This window comes from Corallococcus sp. CA041A, from assembly GCF_003612075.1.
GTDB lineage: Bacteria > Myxococcota > Myxococcia > Myxococcales > Myxococcaceae > Corallococcus > Corallococcus exiguus.
Genome location: NZ_RAWF01000100.1, coordinates 1 through 23,221, shown reverse-complemented (window position 1 = coordinate 23,221; position 23,221 = coordinate 1). Strand labels below are relative to the sequence as shown.

Below are 23,221 nucleotides of genomic sequence, written 5' to 3'. Positions count from 1 at the left end.
TCAGTAGAGCTTGCGCAGCCGGGCCGCGAAGAAGCCGTCGTAGCCTTCCGGCCCGGGCAGCGTGCGCAGCCAGGCCTGGGCGAGCGGCAGCTTGAGTCCAGGAAGCACGGGCGGCTCGGCCGTCCACTCCGGGTGGCTGCGCAGGAACATGTCCACCTGGTCCTGCCCCTCCTGCGGCTCCGGCGTGCAGACGGCATAGACGAGCAGGCCGCCCGCCGGCACCGCTTCCTGGCAGTTCTCCAGGATGCGCCGCTGGAGCGTCGCCAGCCGGGCCACGTCCTCCTCCTTGCGGCGGTAGCGCAGCTCCGGGTGCCGGCGCAGCGTGCCCAGCCCGGAGCACGGCGCGTCCACCACCAGCGCGTGGAACTCGCCCCAGCTTTCGGGGAACGGTTCGGACGCGTCGTGCGCGTAGGCCTTCAGGCGCCCGGACAGCCCCAGGCGGTGGGCCTCCGATTCAATCTTCCGCAGCTTGTTGGCGTGCAGGTCCACCGCGACGACGTCGTGCGTCTCCGCCTGGTGGCAGGCCTTGCCGCCCGGCGCCGCGCACGCGTCCAGCACGCGCGCCGTCTCCGGGATGGCGCCATAGACGCCCACCAGCTGCGCGGCCTCGTCCTGCACCTGCCACAGCCCTTCCGAGTAGCCGTACACGTCCTCCACGCGGCCCACGGGCGGCAGGATGATGCCCACGGGCGAGGCCTCCGTGGCGCGCGCCTCCACGCCCACGTCCTTCAGCTGCGCGAGCAGCGCGTCGCGCGTCACCTTGGAGGTGTTGGCGCGGATGACGACGGCGGGCGGCAGGTTGTTGGCGACGAGCATCGCCTCCGCGCGCTCGCGGCCGAACTGGCGGATCCACCGCTCCACCAGCCAGCGCGGGTGGCTCTCGCGCACGGACAGGTACTCCACCGGGTCCTTCTGGGAGGGCAGCGGCGGCGAGGGCAGCTCTGACAGCTTGCGCAGGATGGCGTTGGTGAAGCCCGCCGCGCGCCCGAGCCCCACGTCCTTGAGGGCCTGGACCGTCTCCGCCACGGCGGCGCGCGCGGGCACGCGGGTGTGGAAGAGCTGGTAGGCGCCCACGCGCAGGGCGGCCAGGACCTTGTCCTCCAGCGCGTCCAGCTTGCGGTCCGCGAAGCGGGTGATGGCGTAGTCCAGCGCGAGCTGCCGCCGGGTCGTGCCGTAGGTCAATTCGGTGACGAGCGCCGCGTCGCGGGGGTCCTTCGGAGGCGTCTCCGACAGGACCGTGTCCAGCACCACGTTGAGGTAGGCATCCGTCGCGCGCACGCGCGCGAGGATGTTGATGGCGAGGATACGGGCGCTCATCCTTCTTCCAGCCGGGTCATCAGGTCCACCAGTTGCTCGTCCGACATCCGCGTCGCGGGCAGATGGGACAAAGTGAGGCTCTGGAGGCTGTCCTCCAGCAGCTCGCGGTGGCCGCTCTCCGCCGGTTCACCACGCTGGACCTGCTGATACTTCGCGCGGGCCCAGGTGGCCAGCTCCGCTTCACTGAGCCGTCCGGCCAGCCGGTCCGCGATCTTCTGGCGCACGAGCGCCCGGGTGAGCAGGTCCGACGCGGGCGTGGATCCGCCCTTCGCCGCGCGGCCCAGCGTCTTTCCCGGCTTGCCGTCCGTCTGCACGACCGTGGGCACGGACTTGCGGCCCAGCGTCTTCAACGGGCCCCCGGCCTCCGCCGTGCGCCGCAGCGAGCGCGCGGGCGTGGTGACCAATGGAGTGGGCTCCGGTGCGTCGTCCTTCTTGAGCGGGTGCACGCGGCCCACCAGCTTGGGCTTCGGACGCGAGTCTTCATCTTCGGGCCCGGCGGACTTCTTGCGGCGGCCCAGCGACTTCACCGGCCCGGGGATGGCGGGGTGGAAGATGCCGCTCGCGAAGGTCTCCAGGGCCTGGATGTACGGGTCGAAGCCGTGCAGCCCCAGCACCTGCATGGCGCACGCCTCCGCCACCACGGACTCGCGGGCGGGCGGCTTGAGCAGCACCTCGATGGCGGGCAGCCCCACCGCCTCCAGCGCTTCCTTCAGCGCGTAGGACGTGAAGTAGCCCGCCGGGTTGATGAGGATGCCCTCCACGTTCTTGCGCTCGGCGTGGATCGTGTCGATGAGGACGCCCTCGTGGTTGGACTGGACGATGGTCAGCGTCAGTCCCAGCTCCTTCGCCTTCTCGCGCAGGGCCGCGTCGAGGTCCGTCAGGCGGCCCCCCACGACGTCCTCACGCTCGCCCAGGAGGTTGAGGTTCGGTCCGTGCAACACCAGCAGCTTCATGCCCATCCGTGCGACTCCATGACGCGAGAATTCCACATGGCGCTCCGCGGCGCGCTCAAGACGTGAACGGCTGACTGCCCGGCTGCAATCTGTTTCCAGAGAGGAAGTCCGCCGCGCGCATCACCCGCTTGCCCTCTGGCTGGACCTCCAGGAGGACGAGCGAGCCCTCGCCACAAGCAACCTCGATGCCCTCTGGCCCCGCGGACAGCACGGTGCCGGGTGCACCCTTCCCTTCCGCGGGCCGCATCCGGTGCACCTTGAAGACCTTGCCACCCAGCAGCGTGTACGCACCGGGCCACGGCGTGAAGGCGCGCAGGCGGCGGTCCAGTTCCACCGCGGACTTCGCGAAGTCCAGCTTGCCGTTCTCCTTGTCGATGATGGGCGCCAGCACCATGCCCTCGGAGGGCTGGGGCTGGGGCGTCAGCTCGCCGCGGAGGTAGCGCGGCAGGGACTCGCGCAGGATGTCGCCACCCAGCGAGGACAGCTTCGCGTGCAGCGTGGCGCTCGTCTCGTCCGGCGCGATGGGCAGCCGCTTCATCGCCAGCACGGGGCCAGTGTCCAGGCCTTCATCCATCACCATCAGCGACACGCCCGTCTCACTGTCGCCGTGCTCGATGGCCCACTGGATGGGCGCGGCACCCCGGAAGCGAGGCAGCAGCGACGCGTGCACGTTTACGCAGCCCTTCACCGGAAGAGCCAGCAGGTCCTTGGGGAGAATCTTTCCGTACGCCGTCACCACGCAGACGTCGGGGGCGTACTGGCGCAGCTCCTCGGAGAACGGCGGCGTGCGCAGCTTCTGCGGCTGGAGCACGGGGATGCCCTTCTCCAGCGCGCGCTCCTTCACGGGCGGCGCGGTGACGGCGTTGCCCCGGCCCTTGGGCTTGTCCGGCTGGGTGACGACGGCCACGACGTCGCCCACGTCGAAGCAGGCCTCCAGCGAGGCCACGGCGAACTCGGGCGTACCCATGAAGACGATGCGGGGTCGGCTGCTCATGTGAGGGAAATCTCGTGTGGAAAAAGGGATGGGGTCAGGCCACGGACTTGAAGGCGGCGGGCGGCGCGGAGGTGTCCACCGCCTGGCGCTTGCGTGCGCGCAGCGCTTCCAGCGTGGACAGGGCCTCGCGCGTCTCCGGAGTGGTGGCCACGTCCTTGAGCGCGTCCAGCGCCTTCTCCAGAGCCATCGCTTCGTCCGCCTCGCGCTGCCGGATGCGGTCCACCGCTTCGCTGAAGCGCGCGAAGAAGGCGCGCAGCTCGTCCTTGCGCCGCAGCGGGCGCAGGCGCGGATAGCGGCCCGCCGCGAGCGCCGCGACGTAGAGGCTCATCACGTGGACGGGGCCCGCCACACGGTGCGTGAAGAGGAGCCCGAACAACCCGAGCGCGATGCCCAGACCCACGGTGGCCACGCCGGTGAGCCACCAGAGCGTCTCCACGCTGGACAGGCCCTCTTCGGCGGACATGCGGTGCACCTGCTGCGCTAGCACGCCGAACAGCAACATGCTCCCGGCGCCCATGCCGGTGAGCAGCAAGATGTATTTGAGCTGGAATTCTCGGTCGAGCAGGTACGTCCGGCGGATGATGGTCGGACGCGACGCGTTACGACTGTCTTCGGCATGGGGCATGTCGTTGACCAGCGTACCCCAGGAGGTGGGGGAGGTTTGCGTCCTTCGTCAGGACAGGTCTACACCCGACGGAAGCCCAGACGTTCGGACGTAAAGGAGCCCCATGTCCCGCTCATTCGTCGCCCTGTCCCTGGCCGTTTCCTGCCTTGCCCTAGGGGGTTGCAAGAAGGAGGACCCCAAGACGCCGGAGTACTGGCAGTCCAGTCTGGAGGGGGCCAAACGCCCCGACGACAAGGTGCGAGTGATTGAGTCGCTGCGCACGTCGGGCAACGTCAATGAACAGTTCCTGCCCTTCCTGCACGGGCGGCTGTCCTCGGAGCGCCGGCCGGAGGTGAAGGCGGCGGTGGCCCGGACGCTGGGGGATTTGCACCACCCGACGTCGCTGGAGCCGCTGACGGCGGCGCTGGACCCCGGGGCTTCGGATGTGCCGGCGCAACAGGTGAACAAGGCGGTGGTGGGCGCGCTGGGGCGGATTGGGGATGAGCGCGCGGTGCCGTCGCTGGTGCCGCTCTTGCGCAGCAAGGACAACTACACGCGCATCGAGGCCATCCAGGTGCTGGGCGCGCTGAAGGCGAAGCCGGCGGTGGAGCCGCTCATCCAGCTGGCGACGGACGAGTCCGCGGAGCCGTTCCTCAACAAGAAGGCCATCGAGGCGCTGGGGCAGATTGGGGATCCGCGCGCGGTGCCGGCGCTGATGCGCACGTTGACGAAGGAGCGCCGGGGCATGTCGTTCTACGTGGAGAGCAGCTTCGCGCTGTTCCAGCTGGGCGCGCCCGCGGCGGACGCGCTGCTACCGGTGCTGGAGGGCAAGGACGCGGAGCTGCTCACGTGGGCGAAGGCGCAGGGGGTGAACCCCGCCAGCTACCCGATGAAGGCCGCGCAGGTGCTGGGCGACCTCCGGGAGAAGCGCGCGGTGCCCACGCTGTTGAAGCAGCTGTCGTTCACGCATTCGGATCCCCAGATTCAAGCGCTGGTGCGGATGCAGGCGGCGGACGCGCTCGGGAGGATGCGTGCGCAGGAGGCGGTGAAGCCGCTCGCGGGGCTCGTGGGCGAGCCGGACCCGACGGTGCGGGATGCGTACGTGCGAGCGCTGGCGCTGCTGGGCAGCCGGGACGCGCTCCCCGCGCTGGAGAAGGCGGCGGGCACCGGGGACTGGTACTCGCGGGAGATCGCCATGAAGGGCATCGCACTCCTGGGGGATGCGAGGGAGCAGCCGATGCTCGCGAAGCTGGCGGCGGCGGAGCCCGCGCGCACGGCGGCGGACTGCCAGGAGACGGGCGAGGACGGATGCCAGGATGCCGCGGCGCTGGGCAAGAAGCGCGCGGATCAGGTCCAGGGATATGGGGCGGTGCTGGAGGCGGCGCAGGCGTGCAGCGGCAACGCGGGCTGCTGGTCGCAGCGGCTGCCCAAGGCGGACGCGGTGCTGTTGCAGCGCGCGGCGCTGGAGGTGGGGCGCTCCGGGGCGGCGGACCAGGGTCCGACGCTGGCGTCCCGGCTCACCGAGCGCGACACCGAGGCGCGCGCCACGGTCATCCAGGCGGTGGACTGGCTGGCGGACGCGCCCGGCGCGGCGAAGAAGCTGCGTGAGGCGTCCCTGCCCGCGCTGAAGAAGCAGTTGGAGGACGAGAAGGGCAACTCCAACTTCGTGCGCGTGAACGAGGACCTGCGCCGGCTGATGGTCAAGCTGGAGCGGGCGTAGCGCCATCCTGGAAGTGCGCGGAGGGCACGCGCATGTGCCCCCGCGCAAGCCGCGTCCGGGGCGGATGCGCGAGTCCCTGCCGCCGCGCATGCCACGGGTCACGCGAGGACAGGCGTGGCGCCATCCTCCGAAGCACGCAGCGCGGCGACAAGTGCGCCACCACGTGGCGAAACACGCGCTGGCGGTGGCCTCCGCTGCATGCCTCGGGTCACGCGGGGACGGGAGTAGCGCCATCCTCCGAAGCACGCAGCGCGGGCGGCATTCGCTCCACCGCATGGTGGAGCACACCCAGCTGACGCACCAGCCGCGACAGCTGCGTGCGCGCCAGCGCGTCCGCGCCCTCCAGGCCCGGAGTCTCGCGCTTGAGCGCTGACGGCACGCGGCGCGCCACCAACGCCGCGGACAGCTCCTCCAGCGCGTCCGACGCGTAGCGCACCACCGGCCCCAGGTCCGACTCCTGATGCCACGCGCGGCTCGCCGCCAACGCCGTCACGGCCGCGGTGAAGCGGCGCGCATAGGTGATCAACGCCATCCCCGGCTCCAGCTCCTTCGCCGGCCCCTTCCACTCACTCAGCAAGCGCTGGAACGACGCCTCCGCGGACAACAGCGCCACGCCCACCTTGCGGCGGGCCTCCCGCAGCGCCACCTCCGTGGACACCGGCGTCCGCGCCACCTCGCGCAGGTAGTGCTGGTCCGCCTTCAGCACGCCGGCCACCGCCTCGGCGAAGCGCGCGTGCTCGGGACTCGGCCAGAGCAGCCGGATGCCCACCAGCGCCAGCACGCCTCCCATCAGCGTGTTGAGGATGCGCACCCCCGCGAGCTGCCAGTCCCCCGTCTGGATCTCCGCGAGCAGCACCAGCGCCGGCGCCAGCAGCACCTGGTACACCGTGAAGTTCAGCGGCCGCACGCTCACCGACACGCAGACCAGCAGCACGATGGCCGCGAGCATCAGCCACTGCGCGGGCAGCACGTGCACCAGCCCCATGGCCAACACGCTGCCCAAGAACGTGCCCGCCACACGCTGAAGCCCCTTCTCCGTGGTGAGCCCCGAGTACGGCTGCAACACGACAATCACCGTGATGGTCACCCAGTACCAGTGATTGAGCCCCAGCCCCTCCGCCAGCGCCGTCGCCACCGTCGCGGTGAGCCCCAGCCGCAGCGCGTGCCGGAAGACCACCGACTCCGGCGTCAGATGGTCGCGCAGCACCTTCCACCACGAACGCCTGCGCCCCGGCTCCAGCCCCAGCGGCTTCGTGTCCCGCTCCGGCAGCGGCTCGCCGCTCTCCAGCCGGGACGCCACATCCAGCGCCACCGCGCTGTACTCCCGCAGCCGCCCCAGCAGCCCCGCCACGTGCGAGTACTGCGAGCGCGCCGGCTCCGGCAGTCCCCCGTCCGCCTGGAGCACCCGCGTCACCCGCTCCGCGTCCCACGACGACGGCACCGGCACCGTGCCCCGCACCAGCGAGCCCACCACGCCCCGCAGGTCCACCGCCAACGCGCCCAGCGCGTGCTGCGCCTCGATACGGGCCGTGCGGCACGCCCCCTGGCGTGGCGCCTCGTCCAGCGCCTCCGACATCGCCGTGAGCAGGAGCGACAGCGCGTCCGCGTCCTCCAGCAGCACCAGCAGGTGCTCGCCCCGGCCGCTCTCCTCCTGCCGTCCCTGGCGCGTGGCCCCCAACGTCGCGCGCGCCGTCTCCAGCGACTGCCGCATGCGCGCGGCCCGCTGCACCGCCTCCCACGTCCCCACCCGCGAGGGCCCCTCCATGGGCCAGCCCGCGACCGCGTCCGCGAGGTCCGCCAGTTCGTCGTAGCAGGCCGCGATGGCGAGCCGCGCGGGGCGGTAGGGCCTGAGCGGCCACAACACCAGCGCCAGGAACATGGACCACAGGCCGCCCGCGACGAAGTACGCCGCCTGCGACAGCACGGCTTCCGGCCCACGCTGCGGCAGGGCCAGCGACACCACGAACAGGTTCGCCAGCAGCATGCCCACGATGCCCGGCGTGTCCCCGAAGCTGCGCGCGAAGCCGCACGCCGTCACCCAGAAGAACGTCAACGCCACGTCCACCCAGAAGGGACTCGGCAGCGCGATGATGAACCCCACCAACGCGCCCAGCACCGTCATCGCGCCCATGGCCCGAGCGCGCGTGCGGTACGGCCCGCCCTTGTCCACCAGCGCGACGAAGAGCCCGGCCATGCCCGCCCAGGACACCGCGGGCTGCGACAGGAGCGCGGAGATGAGCAGCGGAACCCCCAGCGCCAGCCCCGTGCGCAGCCCCGCCGACACCGCGGGCCGGCCCGGCTGGAAGCGGAAGAGGCCCGCGACGTGACGGGGCAGCTGTCCACGGGCCGCACGCCCCCGGGGCGCCACCCAGCCGTCCGCCACCGTCTCGCCTCCGTCCCCACGCATCCCCGCTCCTTCCCCGGGTGAACGTCCCCTGGAGGAAGAAGATGGGGTGCGCGAGCGCCGGATTCCGCCCCTGCCCGCTCGCAGGCACGGCGAACGGACACAAGGCGGCCAGGCGGTCAGCTGCGCTGCGCGTAGTACTCGACGATGAACGGCTCGTTTACGTCCACGGGGATCTCCTCACGCTCGGGCAGCCGCACGTAGCGCATGCCCTCCCCTGCCCCCAGGACCTGCACGTATGCGGGCACCTGGCGGGACTTCATCCGTCCGAAGGCGTCCTGCACCGCCGCGAGCTTCAGGTGCTCCGGATGGAAGCGCACCTCGTTGCCCGGCTTGAGCCGGATGCTCGGGATGTCCGCGCGCTTGCCGTTCACCTGGAAGTAGCCGTGGCGCACGAACTGGCGCGCCTGGCGGATGCTCGTGGCCAGCCCCGCGCGCAGCACCAGCGCGTCCAGCCGGCTCTCCAGCAGCTGCATCAACACCTTGCCCGTGTTGCCCGGGGACCGGCGCGCTTCCAGGAACGCGCTGCGGCACTGCTTCTCCAGCAGGCCGTAGTACAACTTCAGTTTCTGCTTCTCCCGCAGCCGCTGCGCGAAGTCGCTCACCGACACGCGCGCCGTCGCCCCGTGCTGACCCGGCGGATACGGCCTGCGCAGCACCGGATCCTTGTCAGGGTCCTTCGCGGTGATGCGCGACAGGGGGATGCCAAGCCGCCGACACATCTTTCCACGGGGTCCCAGTTCACGAGCCACGGTGCGTTCCTCCGGCCTTCCTGTTGGGTCGAGCCAAGTTGAAGTTGATAATCACTATCAATTTCAATATCCGCAAAGGGAGCGGCCGGTCAAGCTTCCAGACACGGGGTGTGGGTGGACGGCCGTGCGCAGGCAGGGTGAAAATGAACGGAAATACAACCCCGCGCACCTGCCTACCTACCGGTCGGAATGTGCTTCCGGGGTGAATGTAGGACGAAAACTTCACCTGTGAATTCATGAGCTTGGACCCACTCATGATCGTGTAAGCAACAACCCACACGCAACAATGGGACGGCTGACACGAGAATCAATTTGTCCGCTTCACCTTCCCCCGAAAGCCCGCCCCCCATGGCCCTGCGCACCGACCTGTCGAAGCCCGTTGTTGCCACCCAGAACCGCACCGACACGAAGCCGGTGAACACCGTGAAGCCCCAGGGCCCGGTGGGCATGAGCTCGCAGTCCAGCTTCAGCACGGGCGCGCCCTCCAAGGCGAAGGCCACGGTGGCGCTGAACGGCGTGGGCCAGAAGCTGACGCCGGGCCCGGTGGACCTCACCAGCCCCCAGGCGCAGCAGGCCGTGCAGCAGACGGTGTCGTACGTGAACCAGAAGAACCCGCAGCTGACGGGCATCACGGGCGGCACGTCGTTCTCGCCGCGCACGGTGGAGCGCGACCAACTGGGCATGACGCACGTGCGCATGGACCGCATGCACGAGGGCCTGAAGGTCGCCGGTGAGCAGATCATCGGCCACCTGGACGCGAAGGGTCAGTTCGACAGCCTGACGGGCGACGTGACCAACATCCCGGCGGGCATTGGCAAGGCGCCCACGAAGCTGACCGCGAAGGACGCGCTGGCCGTGGCGCAGAAGGACTTCAACGGCGAGACGTCCAAGGCGCCCACCGCGGAGAAGGTCATCGTCAAGGGCAAGGACGGCCAGTACCACGCCGCCTACCACGTGACGCTCACCGACACGAAGGTGTCCGACGGCAAGGACCCGCGCTCGATGAATTACTTCATCGACGCGAACACCGGCGAGTCCCTCAAGCAGTACAACACGCTGAGCCACCTGGACCGCACGACCAACGCCAAGCGCGCTGGCGGCACCTCGGGCACGCCCGCGCAGACGCCCACCACCCCGACGACGCCCACGACTCCGGGCAGCGCGGGCCGCGTGGCGGACGACCAGACGATGTACAGCGGCAAGGTCGACATCCAGACCACGAAGAACAAGGACGGCACGTTCTCCCTGGACGACAAGACGCGCGGCAAGGGCATCGTGACGTACGACGCGAAGAACCGCGAGGAAGCGTCCGGCACCACGGGCTTCACCGACAACAACGACGTCTGGGGCGAGAAGACCGACCCGTCGCGCGCCGCCACCGCGGTGGACGCGCACTACGGCGCGGAGATGACCTACGACTTCTACAAGGAGATCCTCGGCCGCGACTCCATCGACGGCAAGGGTGAGAAGCTCGTCTCCTACGTCCACACCGACGTGAACCTGGTGAACGCGTTCTGGGACGGCGAGAAGATGCAGTACGGCGACGGCGACGGGAAGGACTCCGGCCCGCTCACCACGCTGGACATCGCCGGCCACGAAATCACCCACGGCCTCACGGAGCGCACCGCGGGCCTGGAGTACGAGGGTGAGTCCGGCGGCCTCAACGAGTCCTTCAGCGACATCATGGGCACCGGCGTGGAGTGGTTCGCCAGCCAGAAGAACAGCGCGGTGAAGTTCGACTGGGCGGTGGGCGAGGACGCGTGGACGCCCAAGAACGGCGACAACACGGACGCCCTCCGCTACATGAACGACCCGACGGCGGACGGCTACTCCATCGACAACTACAAGAACTTCCCGAAGATGACGGAGGTCCACGGCTCCAGCGGCATCGCGAACAACGCCTTCTTCCTCCTCACCGAGGGCGGCAAGAACAAGACGTCCGGCATCGAGGTGAAGGACGGCATCGGCATGGAGAAGAGCCTCAAGGTCTTCGGCCGCGCGCTCACCACGTACATGACGCCGCAGACGAACTTCTCCCAGGCCCGCGCCGCGACCATCAAGGCCGCCACGGACCTGTACGGCAAGGACTCCACCGAGGCGAAGAAGGTCGCCGAGGCCTGGACCGCCGTCGGCGTGACCAAGTAGTCCGCTGAGCTTTCAGGCCCGGACGGGAGCCCTGCGCTCCCGTCCGGGCCTTTTTCATTTCACTGCTTCGCCATGGCGGCCTTCTGTTCGCCCGCGGTATCCCGGACGTGCTCCCCGGAGACGTCGACCGTCACCTCGTGGAGCGTGCCGGTGAACTCGAAGGGCGCGCTGTAGCGCTGGCTGACGGGCGAGTTCTCGTCCCGGCCACACGTGAGCCCCTCTCCCAGACTGATGGCCACCGGCATGGTCGCGTCGATGGTGCTCTGCGCCACCAGGTCGCCGTTGATGTAGAGCCGGCCGCGTCCGGGAGTGCCCCGCCCCACCTTCAGGTCTGGCTTGCCGGTGGGCTCGAACTCGAACCGCAGCTTCGATCGTCCCTCCGGCACGTCCACCGCCGACTCGATGTGGAACTCCTGCTCGCCGAGGTAGTTGTAGGCGTAGTGCAGCTTGTGGTCCTGGATGAAGAGTGAGTAGCCGCCGGTGAGGCCGCCGTGGCTGAGCAGCACGCCCTCCGTGTCCCGCGTCACCTCCGCGTCGGCGGTGATGGTGTGGGGCCGGTTGAGCACATGCACCGCCGCGTTCTCCGGCGCGGGCGACGTGTGCGGCCGGTACACGTAGCGCGTGCGGTCCTTCGTGAGCTGCGGGCGCTCCATGGCGAACACGGCGCGGGTGGGCGACGCGAGCGGCAGCACCTGGTAGCGCCCGGCTTCGGCGTACCAGAGGGCGATCATCTCGATGAGCTTGCCCCGGTGCTCCGCCGCCACGTTCTTCGTCTCGGAGCAGTCTTCCGCCACGTGGTACAGCTCCCAGCCGTGTGTATCCAGCTCGCGCAGCCGGTCCTCGTCGAGCAGTGACTCACCGAAGCCCTCTCCGGCCTCCTTGAAGGACGGGCCGGGGAACGGGCACACCGCGCGCCAGCCGTCGTGGTAGATGGCGCGCGAGCTGAACATCTCGAAGTACTGCGTGCGGTGTCGGCCAGGCGCGTTCCCGTCGTTGAACGTGTGCTTGAAGCTGACGCCTTCGATGGGTGACTGGGTGACGCCGCGGATCTCCGCCAGCGGCTCCAGGCCCAGGCAGTCCAGCACCGTGGGCACCATGTCGATGGCGTGCGCGTACTGCGTGCGCACCTCGCCCTTCGCCTGGATGCCCTGGGGCCAGTGGACGAGGAACGGGTCGGTGGTGCCGCCGCGGTACGTCTCCCGCTTCCAGCGGCGGAACGGCGTGTCCCCCGCCCAGGCCCAACCCCACGGGTAGTGGTTGAAGTGCTTCGGGCCGCCCAGGTCCTCCAGCGCCGCCAGGTTCTGCGCCAGGGACTCCGGCGCGTTGTTGAAGAACTTCAGCTCGTTCACGGAGCCGTGCGGCCCGCCCTCCGCGCTGGCCCCGTTGTCGGACAGCACCATGATGAGCGTGTTGTCCAACTCGCCGGTGTCCTCCAGGAACTTCAGCAGCCGGCCAATGTGGTGGTCCGTGTGCTCCAGGAAGCCCGCGAAGACCTCCATCATGCGTGAGTAGAGGTGCTTCTCCTCCGGCGGCAGCGAGCCCCAATCCTGCACGTCCGGGTCATGCCGGGACAGCTGCGTGCCCCGGGGAACCACGCCCAGCTCCAGCTGCTTCTGGAACACCTTCTGGCGGTAGGCGTCCCAGCCGTCGTCGAACTGGCCCGCGTAGGCGTCCGCCCACTCGCGGGGGACGTGGTGGGGCGCGTGCATGGCGCCGGTGGCGAAGTAGAGGAAGAAGGGCTTGTCGGGCGCGACCTGCTTGGTGTCCGCGATGCAGTCCATGGCGCGGTCCACCAGGTCCGGGGTGAGGTGGTAGCCCTCTTCCGGAGTGCCGGGCGGGCGGATGGCGTGGTTGTCGTGGACGAGGTCCGGGTAGTACTGGTGCGTGTCCCCGCCCAGGAAGCCGTAGAAGCGCTCGAAGCCGCGGCCCAACGGCCAGCGCGAGTACGGCCCGGCGGCGCTCGTCTGCTCCGCGGGGGTCAGGTGCCATTTGCCAATGGCATACGTGTTGTAGCCGGCCTCCATCAGCATCTCGGAGAGGAAGCCATTCTCGAAGGGGATGGTGCCGTTGTAGCCGGGGTAGCCCAGCGACGTTTCGGTGATGGTGCCCATCCCGTTGGAGTGGTGGTTGCGGCCGGTGAGGATGCACGAGCGCGTGGGCGAGCACAGCGCGGTGGTGTGCATGTTGTTGTAGAGCAGCCCGCCTTGCGCCAGCCGGTCCAGGTTCGGCGTGCGGATGGGCGAGCCGTAGCAGCCCAGGTGCCCGAAGCCCATGTCATCCAGGATGATGAACAGGACGTTGGGCGCGCCGGGCTTCGAGCGCAGGGGAGACGGCCACGCGGGAGACGACTGCTCCCAGGTGCGGCCGATGACGCCGGGAAACGGACTGCCGGGTTTGTATTCCTTGAGGGACATGTGCGGGCGCGCCTCCACGCGGCGAGAAACGTTCTCGTGCGTGAGGTGCATCGCCCCCGGAGGCAGCGAATCTGCCCTCGGGACGGAGGCGGCCGGACCCAGGCCCTGGCCGCCTCCTGCTTCACACCCCGCTCACGTCACGGGGAACGGGTTGCGTTCGTGGAACTGGCGCTGGTGGAAGTACGGGTACGGCCAGGGCGTGGTGCTGGCGGCGTCCAGCGTGGCCACCTGCGCGGGCGTGAGGTTCCAGCCGATGGCGCCCAGGTTCTGGCGCAGCTGCTCCTCCGTGCGCGCGCCGATGATGACGTTGGACACGGTGGGCCGCTGGAGCAGCCAGTTGAGCGCCACCTGCGGCACCGTCTTGCCCGTCTCCTGGGCCACGGCGTCGAGCGCGTCCACGACCTTGAAGAGGTACTCCTCCGGCACCTGCGGGCCACCGGCCGCGGTGGCGGGGTTGTTGAGGCGGCTGGTCTCCGGCTTCGGCGCGCCCCGGCGCAGCTTGCCGGTGAGCCGGCCCCAGCCCAGCGGGCTCCACACCACCGCGCCCACCTTCTGGTCCTGCGCGAGCGGCATCAGCTCCCACTCGTAGTCGCGGCCCACGAGCGAGTAATAGGCCTGGTGGGCCACGTAGCGCGCCAGGTTGTAGCGCTCCGACACGGCCAGCGACTTCATCAGGTGCCAGCCGGAGAAGTTGGAGCAGCCGAGGTAGCGGATCTTCCCCGCGCGCACGAAGCCGTCCAGCGTGTTGAGGACCTCCTCCACGGGCGTCACCGCGTCGAAGGCGTGGAGCTGGAACAGGTCGATGTAGTCCGTCTTCAACCGGCGCAGCGAGGCCTCCACGGCGCGCGTGAGGTGGAAGCGCGAGGAGCCCACGTCGTTGGGCCCCGTGCCCGCGCGGAAGGTGGCCTTGGTGGAGATGATGGCCTTGTCGCGCCGGCCCTCCAGCGCCTTGCCGAGAATCTCCTCCGCGAGCCCGGCGGAGTAGCCATCAGCGGAGTCGAACATGTTCACGCCCGCGTCGAGCGCGATGTCCACGAGCCGCGTGGCCTCCTTCACGTCGCTGGAGCCGAAGCCCTTGAAGAAATCACCAGCGCCACCGAACGTGCCCGTGCCCAGACTGAGGACGGGGACCTTGAAACCAGAACCACCCAGCTGCCGGTACTCCATGACGTTCACCTCGTGACGAAGCGGGAGGAAATGCGGCCCACGTAACGGGCCGTGGCGCGGCGCGCAACCGTCGTTTCGCGACGCGAGTGATGCTTGAAGCGGAGCGTGGGGGCGCCCATCATGCGCGCGCCTTCCCGGGTGGGGAGGAAGGGGTCCAGGTCTCACGTGAGCACGTCCGCGCCACCCGCATCCGGCCGTCCGCCCATCCTGCGGGCCTTGGGCTATCTGCGCCGCTATCGCCTGGAGGCGCTGGGCGCGCTGCTGTCGCTGCTGCTCGTCTCCGTGGCGAACCTGGGCGCGCCGCAGATGATCCGCATCGCCATCGACCACGGGCTCGCGCGCGGGGAAATACGGCCCGTGTGGCTGGCGGTGGGAGGCCTGGTCGCCATCGCGCTGGGGCGCGGCCTGTTCAACTTCCTGCAGGGCTACCTGGCGGAGCGCGCGTCACAGGGCGTGGCGTTTGATTTGCGCGACGCGCTCTTCGCGCGCATCCAGCGGCTGTCCTTCAGCTACTACGACCAGGCGCAGACGGGGCAGTTGCTCACGCGGCTGACGAGCGACGTGGAGGCGGTGCGGACCTTCGTGGGCAGCGGCGTGGTGCAGTTCGCCGCGGCGGCGGCGATGCTGGTGGGCTGCGCGGGGCTGCTGCTGTACCTGGATCCGGTGCTGGCGCTGGCGGCGCTGAGCACCGTGCCGCCCATCCTGTGGGTGCTGCGCCGGTTCATGCAGCGGATGCGTCCGCTGTTCGGCCAGCTTCAGGCGCTGCTGGGCTCGCTCAACACCACGCTGCAGGAGGACCTGCGCGGGCTGCGCGTGGTGCGAGCCTTCTCCGGCGAGGCGCGGGAGCTGGAGCGCTACGGGAAGACCAACGCGGAGCTGAAGGAGAAGAACCTGCGGGTGGTGGACGCGCTGGCCGGCAACTTCCCCCTGGTCACCTTCATCGCCAGCATGGGAACGCTGATGGTGGTGGGTGTGGGAGGCTGGCGCATCCTCCATCAGAAGCTGACGCTGGGAGAGCTGGTGGCCTTCATCAGCTACCTGACCTTCCTGCTGATGCCCCTGATGACGCTGGGCTTCTTCGCGGCCAGCATGTCGCGAGCGAGCGCGTCCGCGCAGCGCCTCTTCGAGCTGCTCGACACGGCGGTGGAGGTGGCGGACCGTCCGGGCGCGGTGCCACTGCCTCCATTGCAGGGCCGCATCGAGCTGCGCGACGTGCGCTTCCGCTACGCGGGCAGCGACCGCGAAATCCTGCGCGGCGTGAGCGTGACGTTGGAGCCCGGGCAGCTGGTGGCGGTGCTGGGCACCACCGGCTCCGGAAAGAGCACGCTCATCAACCTGCTGCCGCGCTTCTACGACGTCACCGGGGGCGCGGTGTTGCTGGACGGACATGACGTGCGGGACGTGACGCTCGCGAGCCTGCGCTCGCAGATGGGCGTGGTGCTCCAGGACGCGCTGCTGTTCTCCGGAACGGTGCGGGAGAACATCGCCTACGGGCGCCCGGAGGCGACGCAGGCCCAGGTGGAGGCCGCGGCGGAGGCGGCCCAGGCGGCGGAGTTCATCCGCGAGCTGCCCCAGGGCTACGACACGCTGGTGGGCGAGCGCGGCGTGGGGCTCTCCGGTGGGCAGCGGCAGCGGATGGCCATCGCGCGGGCGCTGCTCACGGATCCACGGCTGCTCATCCTGGACGACAGCACGTCCGCGGTGGACGCGCGCACGGAGACCGCCATCCAGGGCGCGCTGGACGCGCTGATGCGGGACAAGCGCAGGACGGCCATCGTCATCGCCCAGCGCATCAGCACCGTGCGGGACGCGGACCTCATCCTGGTGCTGGATGAGGGGCGTATCGCCGCGAAGGGGCGCCACGAGGAGTTGAAGGCCTCCAGCGAGCTGTACAACGACATCCTCGGGTCGCAGCTGCAGCCGCCGCGTCAGGAGGAGGTGGCATGAGGCGGCCTGGAAGCATCGAGGCGATGGCGGAGCTGGAGATGGGCCGCGCGAAGCACCGCGGGAAGGTGCTGCGCCGGCTGCTGGGCGAGCTGCGTCCGCACGCGAGCACGCTCACCGTGGCGATGGTCTTCATCCTGGTGGGCGCGGCGTGCCAGGCGCTGGGGCCGTACCTGATGAGCCGGGCCATCGACCACGACATCGGCTCGGGGGACGGCTGGGGGTTGTTGCGGACGATGGGGGTGCTGTTCGTCGTCTACGTCGTGGGCTTGCTGACGCAGCAGGCGCAGACGCGGCGGGTGGGCCACACGGGGCAGCACGTCCTGTCGGACCTGCGCCTGCGCCTCTTCGAGCGGCTCCAGCAGCTGCCGCTGTCGTGGTTCGACCGGCGGCCGCTGGGCGACCTGATGAGCCGGATGCTCAGCGACGTGGACACGCTCAACCAGCTCTTCGCGCAGGGGCTGACGCAGCTGTTGGGGTCGCTGCTGGGGCTGGTGGGCGTGCTCGTCGCGATGTTCGCGCTCAACTGGCGCCTGGCGCTGGCGTGCTTCTCCCTCATCCCCGCCATCGTGTTCACCACGTGGTTCTTCGCGTCGCGGGCGCGCAATGCCTACCGCAAGACGCGGCAGACGGTGGGCGACGTGACGGCGAACCTCCAGGAGGAGATTGGAGGCGTGCGGCAGGCGCAGGCCTTCAACCGCACGGAGAAGAACATCGAGCGCTTCCGCGACCGGAACGCGGCAAACCGCGACGCGAACGTGGCGGCGGTGGGCATCACGTCCGCGTTCTCGCCGGCCATCGACCTGCTCTCCACGCTGTCCACGGCGCTCGTGATTGGCTACGGCGGCGCGCTGGCGCTGAGCGGGCAGCTCACGGTGGGCGGCGTGGCGGCGTTCCTCATCTACGTGCAGCAGTTCTTCCGGCCGGTGCAGCTGGCCGCGTCCGTGGCCGCGCTGATGCAATCCGCGCTGGCGGGGGCGGAGCGCATCTTCTCCATCCTCGACGAGACCACGGAGCCGCCGGACGTGGCGGGCGCGATGGAGCTGGGGCCGCTCCAGGGCCAGGTGGTGTTCGAGGGCGTGTCCTTCGGCTACGACGCCGCGCGGCCCGTGCTGCGCGATGTGTCCTTCCACCTGGAGCCCGGCCAGACGCTGGCGCTGGTGGGGCGCACGGGCGCGGGCAAGACGACGGTGGCCAGTCTGGTGCCGCGCTTCTACGACGTGACGGGGGGCACGGTGCGCGTGGACGGGCACGACGTGCGACAGGTGACGCGCGCGAGTCTGCGCCGGCAGATGGCCATGGTGCTCCAGGAGCCGTTCCTCTTCAGCGGCAAGGTGGCGGACAACATCGCCTATGGGAAGGCGGACGCCACCCGCGAGGACGTAGAGGCGGCGGCGAAGGCGGTGCACGCGCACGACTTCATCACCCAACTGCCGCAGGGCTACGACACCGTGCTGGGCGAGGGCGGCGCGACGCTCAGTCAGGGGCAGCGGCAGTTGCTCGCGTTCGCTCGCGCGGTCATCGCCAATCCGCGGGTGCTCATCCTGGACGAGGCGACGGCGAACATCGACACGCGCACGGAGGCGCTCATCCAGCTGGCGTTGGGGCAGCTGTTGTCCGGCCGCACGAGCATCGTCATCGCGCACCGGCTCAACACCATCCGCCACGCGGACCTCATCCTGGTGCTGGAGCACGGCACCGTGGTGGAGCGCGGCAACCACGAAGAGCTGCTCGCGAAGGGCGGGCACTACGCGGAGCTGTACCACCAGCAGTTCCGCGACACGCCGGAGCCGACGGTCAAGGCGCTGGGCTGAGCGCGCCGCAGCCCGGTCCTCCAAACCCATCCGCCTCTTCGCTGCGGGGGCTCCACCTCTGTGCCGGGCGGAAACATGCACCCACGGCGCTCGGACGTGGCTCGCTGGGCCGTCTCCGGCATTTTGGTTCCCGACAGGCCTGCATCTCGCTTGCACGGCTGGCCGCCCTTCGTTACCCAGCGGCCGAGGGTGCGGCCCCGGCGGCATGCGCTTCGCGGTGGCGATCTCCAGCATTCATTGCGTTGGAGCCGGACGCGCCCCTCTTCACCCCTTCAGGGAGCAGGCATGGCAGGCAGTCGAGGGACAGCGTTGGTGACGGGCTCGTCCGCGGGAATTGGCGCGGTGTACGCACGGCGGCTGGCGGCGCTCGGGTATGACCTGGTCCTGGTCGCTCGGAGGGAGGAGCGGCTGAAGACGCTGGCGGCGGAGCTGACGGCGGCGCATGGCATCCGCGCGGAGGTGCTGCGGGCGGACCTCACGGTGCACGCGGACCTTCAGCGGGTGGCCGGGCGCGCGGCGGGCGAGGACCTCACCCTGCTCATCAACAACGCGGGCGTGGGTGGCTATGGCCCCTTCGCGCAGGTGGAGCCCTCGGCGCTGGAAGGACTGGCGAACCTGCACATGATGGCGCCGATGCTGGCCACGCGCGCGGCGCTGCCCGGCATGCTGGCGCGGGGCAAGGGCGCGGTCATCAACGTCGCCTCCCTGCTCGCCTTCTCCGGCGCGATGCCGCCGGGTCCCCTGCCCCACCGGGCCACCTACGCGGGCGCGAAGGCGTTCCTCGTCCACTTCACCCGCACGCTCGCGGGAGAGCTGCGCGGCACGCCCGTGGTGGCGCAGGTCGTCTGCCCGGGCATGACCTTCACGGAGTTCAACGGTGGCTATCCCGGCACCATGTCACCAGAGGACGTCGTCACCGCGTCGCTCGTCGCGCTGGAGCGCGGTGAGACGGTCTGCGTCCCGGGACTGGAGGCCGCGGAGGCCCTCACTGCTCTGGAGAAGGCGGAGACAGGACTGCTGCGTGGGGCGACCCATGCATTGGCCGGCCGGTACCGGACGGCCTGAAACGCATTTACTGCACATGCATCCATCTAGGCGTTCATCTGCACGGAGGAAGCACTCATGAGCGGAACCTCGACGCGACCCGCGGAGAAGAGCGGCACCTTCAAGCTGGGCGGAGATTTGCCCGTCCACCGGCTGGGCTACGGCGCCATGCAGCTCACGGGCCCTGGCATCTGGGGCCCGCCCAAGGACCGGGCGGAGGCGGTGCGTGTGTTGCGCCGCGCGCTGGAGCTGGGCGTGGACTTCATCGACACGGCGGACTCCTACGGCCCCTACGTCAGCGAGGAGATCATCGCGGAGGCCCTGCACCCCTACGCCAAGGGCGTGGTGGTGGCGACGAAGGCGGGCCTGGTGCGCACGGGTCCCAACGAGTGGCACCCGGTGGCCGCGCCGAAGTACCTGCGCCAGCAGTTGGAGATGTCGCTGCGCCGGCTGAAGCTGGAGCGCATCGACCTGTACCAGTTGCATCGCATCGACCCGAAGGTCCCGGTGGAGGAGTCGCTGGGCGAGCTGAAGGCGCTGCAGAAGGAAGGGAAGATCCGCCACATCGGCCTGTCGGAGGTGTCGGTGGAGGAGATTGAGCGGGCACGCAAGGTGGTGGACATCGTGTCGGTGCAGAACCGGTACAACCTGACCGACCGCGTGCACGAGAAGGTGTTGGACTACTGCGAGAAGGAGAACCTGGGGTTCATCCCCTGGTTCCCGCTGGCGACGGGCGGTCTGGCGAAGCCGGGGAGCACGCTCGACTCCGTGGCGAAGAAGCACAACGCGACGCCCGCGCAGATTGCCCTCTCCTGGCTGCTGGAGCGCTCGCCGGTGATGCTGCCCATCCCGGGCACGTCCTCCGTGAAGCACCTGGAGGAGAACGTCGCGGGCGCGGAGGTGAAGCTCAACAAGGACGAGCTGGCCGCCGTGGACGCGCAGGCGTCGGGGCGCTGAAGCATCAACCTTGCTCCGCTTGAAGCACCCCACCGGCCCACGGGCGGATGGGGTGCTCGCGGCACTTCAGGTGGCGAGTGTCCGCCGGCCACGAATCTTCGTGAACGCGTGCGAGCTCAGATAGGCGTAGCTCTGGGGCGCGCGCAGTTCCGGTGAGATATCTCCCAGCGGGAAGGGCTTCGCGAAGACGTGGACCTTTCCCACCTGGATCGCGACGCCGCCCTCGCATCGCGAGAAGTAGCGGTCGTAGTCCTCCTTCAAGATGCCCCCCACCCTCGAGTAGCGGCGCCAGAGCTGCTCGGGAGCGGCCTCGTCGATGCCCAGGATGTCGAAGAAGCCGACGACCTGCTTCACCGGGCTGGAGGAGTAGACAACGACGTGTGAGACCTCCCTGCGGAAGGCGCGCTTGCGGAACTCGACGCGCTTGAGCCCTTCCAGAATGGGGGTCGCATACCGGGGCTGGATGGGCAGCAGGACTACAGACCGAGGCGTTGGCGAAGCCATTCACGACCTCCCGGCTGGACCGTGGTGATGGACTGCGGAGGGCCGTTGAGCACTCCATGACGACAGAGGTCACCGAGAGGAATGGGCTCCTTCAGGATGGCTGCTTGTCGGAAGAGGATGGCGAGCACTTCGCCATTCGAGCACAGCGTCTGCATGTCGCGAAGGGAGAACACCGTGCGTTTACCCACGGTGGCGGCGATCTCTTCGGCATCCGCGGACACCAGCGTCTGCTCGGCGATGCCCACGACCGTCACGGCCTTCTGGGAGTGGCTCAGGTAGAACAGCAGGGACGCACCGGGCTCTATCTGTCGGATCAACGCCCGGCACAGGTACGCCTTCCTCAGGCCATTCCCAAAGGGGTGGATGCCGGGCTCCAGCGACAACTGCGAGTCCGCGTCCGGGAAGAGCAGGTGATGGAACCGGGGCTCGATGGGGATGATGAAGGACGGCACGTCGAACTTCATCGCGGGCGGCCCGTGGCGCACGTGGAAGTCGAGGGGTAAAAGCACTTCGGGCGCATCCCCTGCACGCATTCGTTTCAAGAGGACGAGTTCGCCAGATTCCGTACGCCCTTCCACCTGGAATCCGAAGTCCTCGAACATGGCGATGAGCGCGCCCTGTCGCTCGTAGGCCGTCACGTAGATGAAGTCGTGCCCGTTCTTCGAAACGTGCTCGAAGACACTCTTGAGCAGCAGCTCGCCCAGGCGGCGTCCCTGATGCGCGGGCGCGACCTTGAATGTGCAGAGCTTCAGCGTGCGTCCCTTGAGGCCCAGGACGCCCTCCTCGTCCTTGATGAGGCACAGCGCGGCCAGATGACGCCCCTGCCCCCGCACCACCCAGCATCGTCGGTGGTCCATCTGGCATCTGCGGAACCAACCATCGAATGACGGGTAGTCCCCTCGGAGGCTGTCGAGGAAAGGATCCTCCGTGTCGACGTCATGCGCGAACGTGAACTCCACCGCTGGCGGAGGCCGGGCGAACCTGGATCGCAAGCCCTGCACCATGGCGAGGGCTTCGCCGACCGTGACAATGCGTTCCTTCAGTCCGATGCGCTTCGCCTTCCGGTGGATGCGCAGGTCTTCAGTCACCAGGACGCCCACAGCATTGGACCGAACAGCGGCCAACAGCTGGTGGTCCACCCAATCATTCGAGTGGAGTGCAGGGCTCCCCAGAACCTCGTCCCAGCTTGTGGGAACGGGAGGCGGCGCAGGAAGAGGGAGGTATTTGCCGAGCAACAACTCGCGAAGCCAGCGGCGTGCCTCGTCGCGGTCCCTCTCGACATCCACCTTGATGGCTGGATGGATGAAGAGCTGATAGCCAGCCTCTTCAATGGCGCTTACCAGCCGGGTCGCGGGCTCCATCATTGCCTCAACCTGTTCGGGCGAGGTGGGCTCCAATGGAATCAAGACATTCGTATCGATCAAGAGCTTCGTGACATCCCCCTTACTGCTGTCATGAAGCGTGAAGCCTACTCACGCGTCTGACACCCGTCACTTCCGCTTCACGTAACGCAGGAGGAGCGTCACCAGCTCCTCCTGGAGCAGCCCCTGGGACAGGGACTCGGGGCGCTCCACCACGGCGCGGTGGATGACCGCGTGGGACACCGTGTCGATGAGCCACAGGGCCAGCTCCGGGTCCGGCACGTCCGTGCGGAATTGGCTCAGGGCCTCCAGCATGGGCGCGTCCTCCGGACCCCACTTCCTGGGGGGACGTGATGGCAGCTCCTCCGTCAGCGCGTGGTGCAGCTTCGGATTCACCGCGTGCGCCGCGAAGCCCAGCGCCACCAGCGTCCGGATGAGGTCCTCCAGCGTCTTGAACTTCCGCGTCGACAGCACCTCTCGGGCGGCGGCGCGCTGCTCCTTCACGTGCCGGCGCGACACCTCCACCACCAGTGCCTCCTTGCCTGGGAAGAACTGGTACAGCGATGCCACGTTCACGCCCGCTCGCTCCGCGATGCGGTTCGTCGTCAGCTTCGCGTAGCCGTCGCGCACCAGAATGTCAGCAGTCGCCTGCACCAACGCGTCCACCGTCGCTCGCGAGCGCTCCTGCGTGGGTGTCTTCCGAGGGGAAAGCTTCGCGCGCGGCATGCCGGACTCCTGGGACGGGAACGCAAGCTGACAACATAAGCAGTCCCTTACATTCTTGTCTCCGTCGCTGCCTCCCCGCGACAGGAGACCTTTCATGTCCCATGACACTCTGCCGGTGCTCGTCATCGGCGCAGGGCCCACCGGCCTGACGCTCGCGTGTGACCTCGCTCGTCGAGGCATCCGCGTGCGAATCGTGGATGCGGCCCCGGGCCCCTTCGCCGGGTCTCGCGGCAAGGGGCTTTCGCCTCGCACGCTGGAGGTGATGGACGACCTGGGCGTGCTCGATGCCGTGCTCGCCGCGGGCATGGACTATCCCCGCCTCCGCCTCCACTGGCGCCGCTTCGTCGTGGGGCGCTGGACCATGATGGCCCGCCGCGCCGCCACCCCGGACGTGCCCCACC

Annotated in this window: 19 protein-coding genes; 8 read left to right on the top strand and 11 right to left on the bottom strand. The window is 69.3% G+C overall.

The window, feature by feature from the left end; genetic code table 11:
• Genes rsmB through D7V77_RS19270 form a run of 4 tightly spaced genes read right to left on the bottom strand, consistent with a single transcriptional unit; the run spans position 1 to position 3,889 of the window.
• Positions 1-1,317 carry a 16S rRNA (cytosine(967)-C(5))-methyltransferase RsmB gene (rsmB, locus tag D7V77_RS19285; protein ID WP_120577754.1) on the bottom strand — a complete coding sequence of 439 codons (1,317 nt, stop codon included), beginning with the start codon at positions 1,315-1,317 and terminating at the stop codon, positions 1-3.
• On the bottom strand, positions 1,314-2,276 hold the full coding sequence (locus D7V77_RS19280; protein ID WP_199733807.1) for a type II 3-dehydroquinate dehydratase: 963 nt from the start codon (positions 2,274-2,276) through the stop codon (positions 1,314-1,316). The genes rsmB and D7V77_RS19280 overlap by 4 nt, the downstream gene beginning before the upstream one ends.
• A gap of 49 nt (positions 2,277-2,325) precedes the next feature.
• Positions 2,326-3,264 carry a methionyl-tRNA formyltransferase gene (fmt, locus tag D7V77_RS19275; protein WP_120577753.1) on the bottom strand — a complete coding sequence of 313 codons (939 nt, stop codon included), beginning with the start codon at positions 3,262-3,264 and terminating at the stop codon, positions 2,326-2,328.
• Positions 3,265-3,298: 34 nt separating this feature from the next.
• Entirely contained in the window at positions 3,299-3,889 is a 591-nt protein-coding gene (locus tag D7V77_RS19270; RefSeq protein ID WP_120577752.1) for a signal protein, read from the bottom strand.
• A 103-nt stretch (positions 3,890-3,992) separates the two neighbouring features.
• Here D7V77_RS19270 and D7V77_RS19265 point away from each other — a divergent pair, with 103 nt between their 5' ends.
• Positions 3,993-5,588 carry a HEAT repeat domain-containing protein gene (locus D7V77_RS19265; protein ID WP_120577751.1) on the top strand — a complete coding sequence of 532 codons (1,596 nt, stop codon included), beginning with the start codon at positions 3,993-3,995 and terminating at the stop codon, positions 5,586-5,588.
• Between the two features lie 208 nt (positions 5,589-5,796).
• Here the strand turns inward: D7V77_RS19265 and D7V77_RS45725 are convergent, their stop codons facing one another.
• Both D7V77_RS45725 and rpsD read right to left on the bottom strand, forming a co-directional pair.
• Positions 5,797-7,995: an FUSC family protein gene (locus D7V77_RS45725; RefSeq protein WP_120577750.1), complete on the bottom strand. Its 2,199-nt coding sequence runs from the start codon at positions 7,993-7,995 to the stop codon at positions 5,797-5,799.
• 116 nt (positions 7,996-8,111) lie between these two features.
• The gene (gene rpsD / locus D7V77_RS19255; protein WP_120577749.1) at positions 8,112-8,744 is read right to left on the bottom strand and encodes a 30S ribosomal protein S4; all 633 of its coding nucleotides are present in this window, start codon (positions 8,742-8,744) and stop codon (positions 8,112-8,114) included.
• Between the two features lie 348 nt (positions 8,745-9,092).
• Between rpsD and D7V77_RS19250 the strand changes: the two genes are divergently transcribed.
• On the top strand, positions 9,093-10,889 hold the full coding sequence (locus D7V77_RS19250; RefSeq protein WP_120577748.1) for a M4 family metallopeptidase: 1,797 nt from the start codon (positions 9,093-9,095) through the stop codon (positions 10,887-10,889).
• A gap of 59 nt (positions 10,890-10,948) precedes the next feature.
• Here D7V77_RS19250 and D7V77_RS19245 read toward each other — a convergent pair whose 3' ends face one another.
• Together D7V77_RS19245 and D7V77_RS19240 are read right to left on the bottom strand one after the other, a co-directional pair.
• On the bottom strand, positions 10,949-13,303 hold the full coding sequence (locus tag D7V77_RS19245) for an arylsulfatase (protein ID WP_120577764.1): 2,355 nt from the start codon (positions 13,301-13,303) through the stop codon (positions 10,949-10,951).
• Positions 13,304-13,435: 132 nt separating this feature from the next.
• On the bottom strand, positions 13,436-14,470 hold the full coding sequence (locus tag D7V77_RS19240; protein ID WP_120577747.1) for an aldo/keto reductase: 1,035 nt from the start codon (positions 14,468-14,470) through the stop codon (positions 13,436-13,438).
• Positions 14,471-14,635: 165 nt separating this feature from the next.
• Here D7V77_RS19240 and D7V77_RS19235 point away from each other — a divergent pair, with 165 nt between their 5' ends.
• The 4 genes from D7V77_RS19235 (at position 14,636) to D7V77_RS19220 (ending at position 20,229) form a co-directional block, all read left to right on the top strand.
• Entirely contained in the window at positions 14,636-16,417 is a 1,782-nt protein-coding gene (locus tag D7V77_RS19235) for an ABC transporter ATP-binding protein (protein WP_120577746.1), read from the top strand.
• Entirely contained in the window at positions 16,414-18,228 is a 1,815-nt protein-coding gene (locus D7V77_RS19230) for an ABC transporter ATP-binding protein (RefSeq protein WP_120577745.1), read from the top strand. The genes D7V77_RS19235 and D7V77_RS19230 overlap by 4 nt, the downstream gene beginning before the upstream one ends.
• A 285-nt stretch (positions 18,229-18,513) precedes the next feature.
• The gene (locus D7V77_RS19225) at positions 18,514-19,293 is read left to right on the top strand and encodes an SDR family oxidoreductase (protein WP_120577744.1); all 780 of its coding nucleotides are present in this window, start codon (positions 18,514-18,516) and stop codon (positions 19,291-19,293) included.
• Between the two features lie 57 nt (positions 19,294-19,350).
• Positions 19,351-20,229 (top strand): aldo/keto reductase, encoded by an 879-nt coding sequence (locus D7V77_RS19220; RefSeq protein WP_120577743.1) that lies wholly within the window; start codon positions 19,351-19,353, stop codon positions 20,227-20,229.
• 66 nt (positions 20,230-20,295) lie between these two features.
• On the opposite strand, the gene D7V77_RS19215 is transcribed toward D7V77_RS19220, so the two are convergent.
• Positions 20,296-20,733: a hypothetical protein gene (locus D7V77_RS19215; protein WP_120577742.1), complete on the bottom strand. Its 438-nt coding sequence runs from the start codon at positions 20,731-20,733 to the stop codon at positions 20,296-20,298.
• Positions 20,706-21,821, bottom strand: a complete 1,116-nt coding sequence (locus D7V77_RS19210; RefSeq protein ID WP_158624437.1) for a GNAT family N-acetyltransferase — start codon at positions 21,819-21,821, stop codon at positions 20,706-20,708. The genes D7V77_RS19215 and D7V77_RS19210 overlap by 28 nt, the downstream gene beginning before the upstream one ends.
• A gap of 210 nt (positions 21,822-22,031) precedes the next feature.
• Between D7V77_RS19210 and D7V77_RS43775 the strand changes: the two genes are divergently transcribed.
• Entirely contained in the window at positions 22,032-22,217 is a 186-nt protein-coding gene (locus D7V77_RS43775; protein WP_158624436.1) for a hypothetical protein, read from the top strand.
• A gap of 6 nt (positions 22,218-22,223) precedes the next feature.
• On the opposite strand, the gene D7V77_RS19205 is transcribed toward D7V77_RS43775, so the two are convergent.
• Positions 22,224-22,820 carry a TetR/AcrR family transcriptional regulator gene (locus D7V77_RS19205; RefSeq protein WP_158624435.1) on the bottom strand — a complete coding sequence of 199 codons (597 nt, stop codon included), beginning with the start codon at positions 22,818-22,820 and terminating at the stop codon, positions 22,224-22,226.
• 94 nt (positions 22,821-22,914) lie between these two features.
• Between D7V77_RS19205 and D7V77_RS19200 the strand changes: the two genes are divergently transcribed.
• The coding region (locus D7V77_RS19200; protein WP_233597104.1) for an FAD-dependent oxidoreductase at positions 22,915-23,221 on the top strand (307 nt) is incomplete at its 3' end.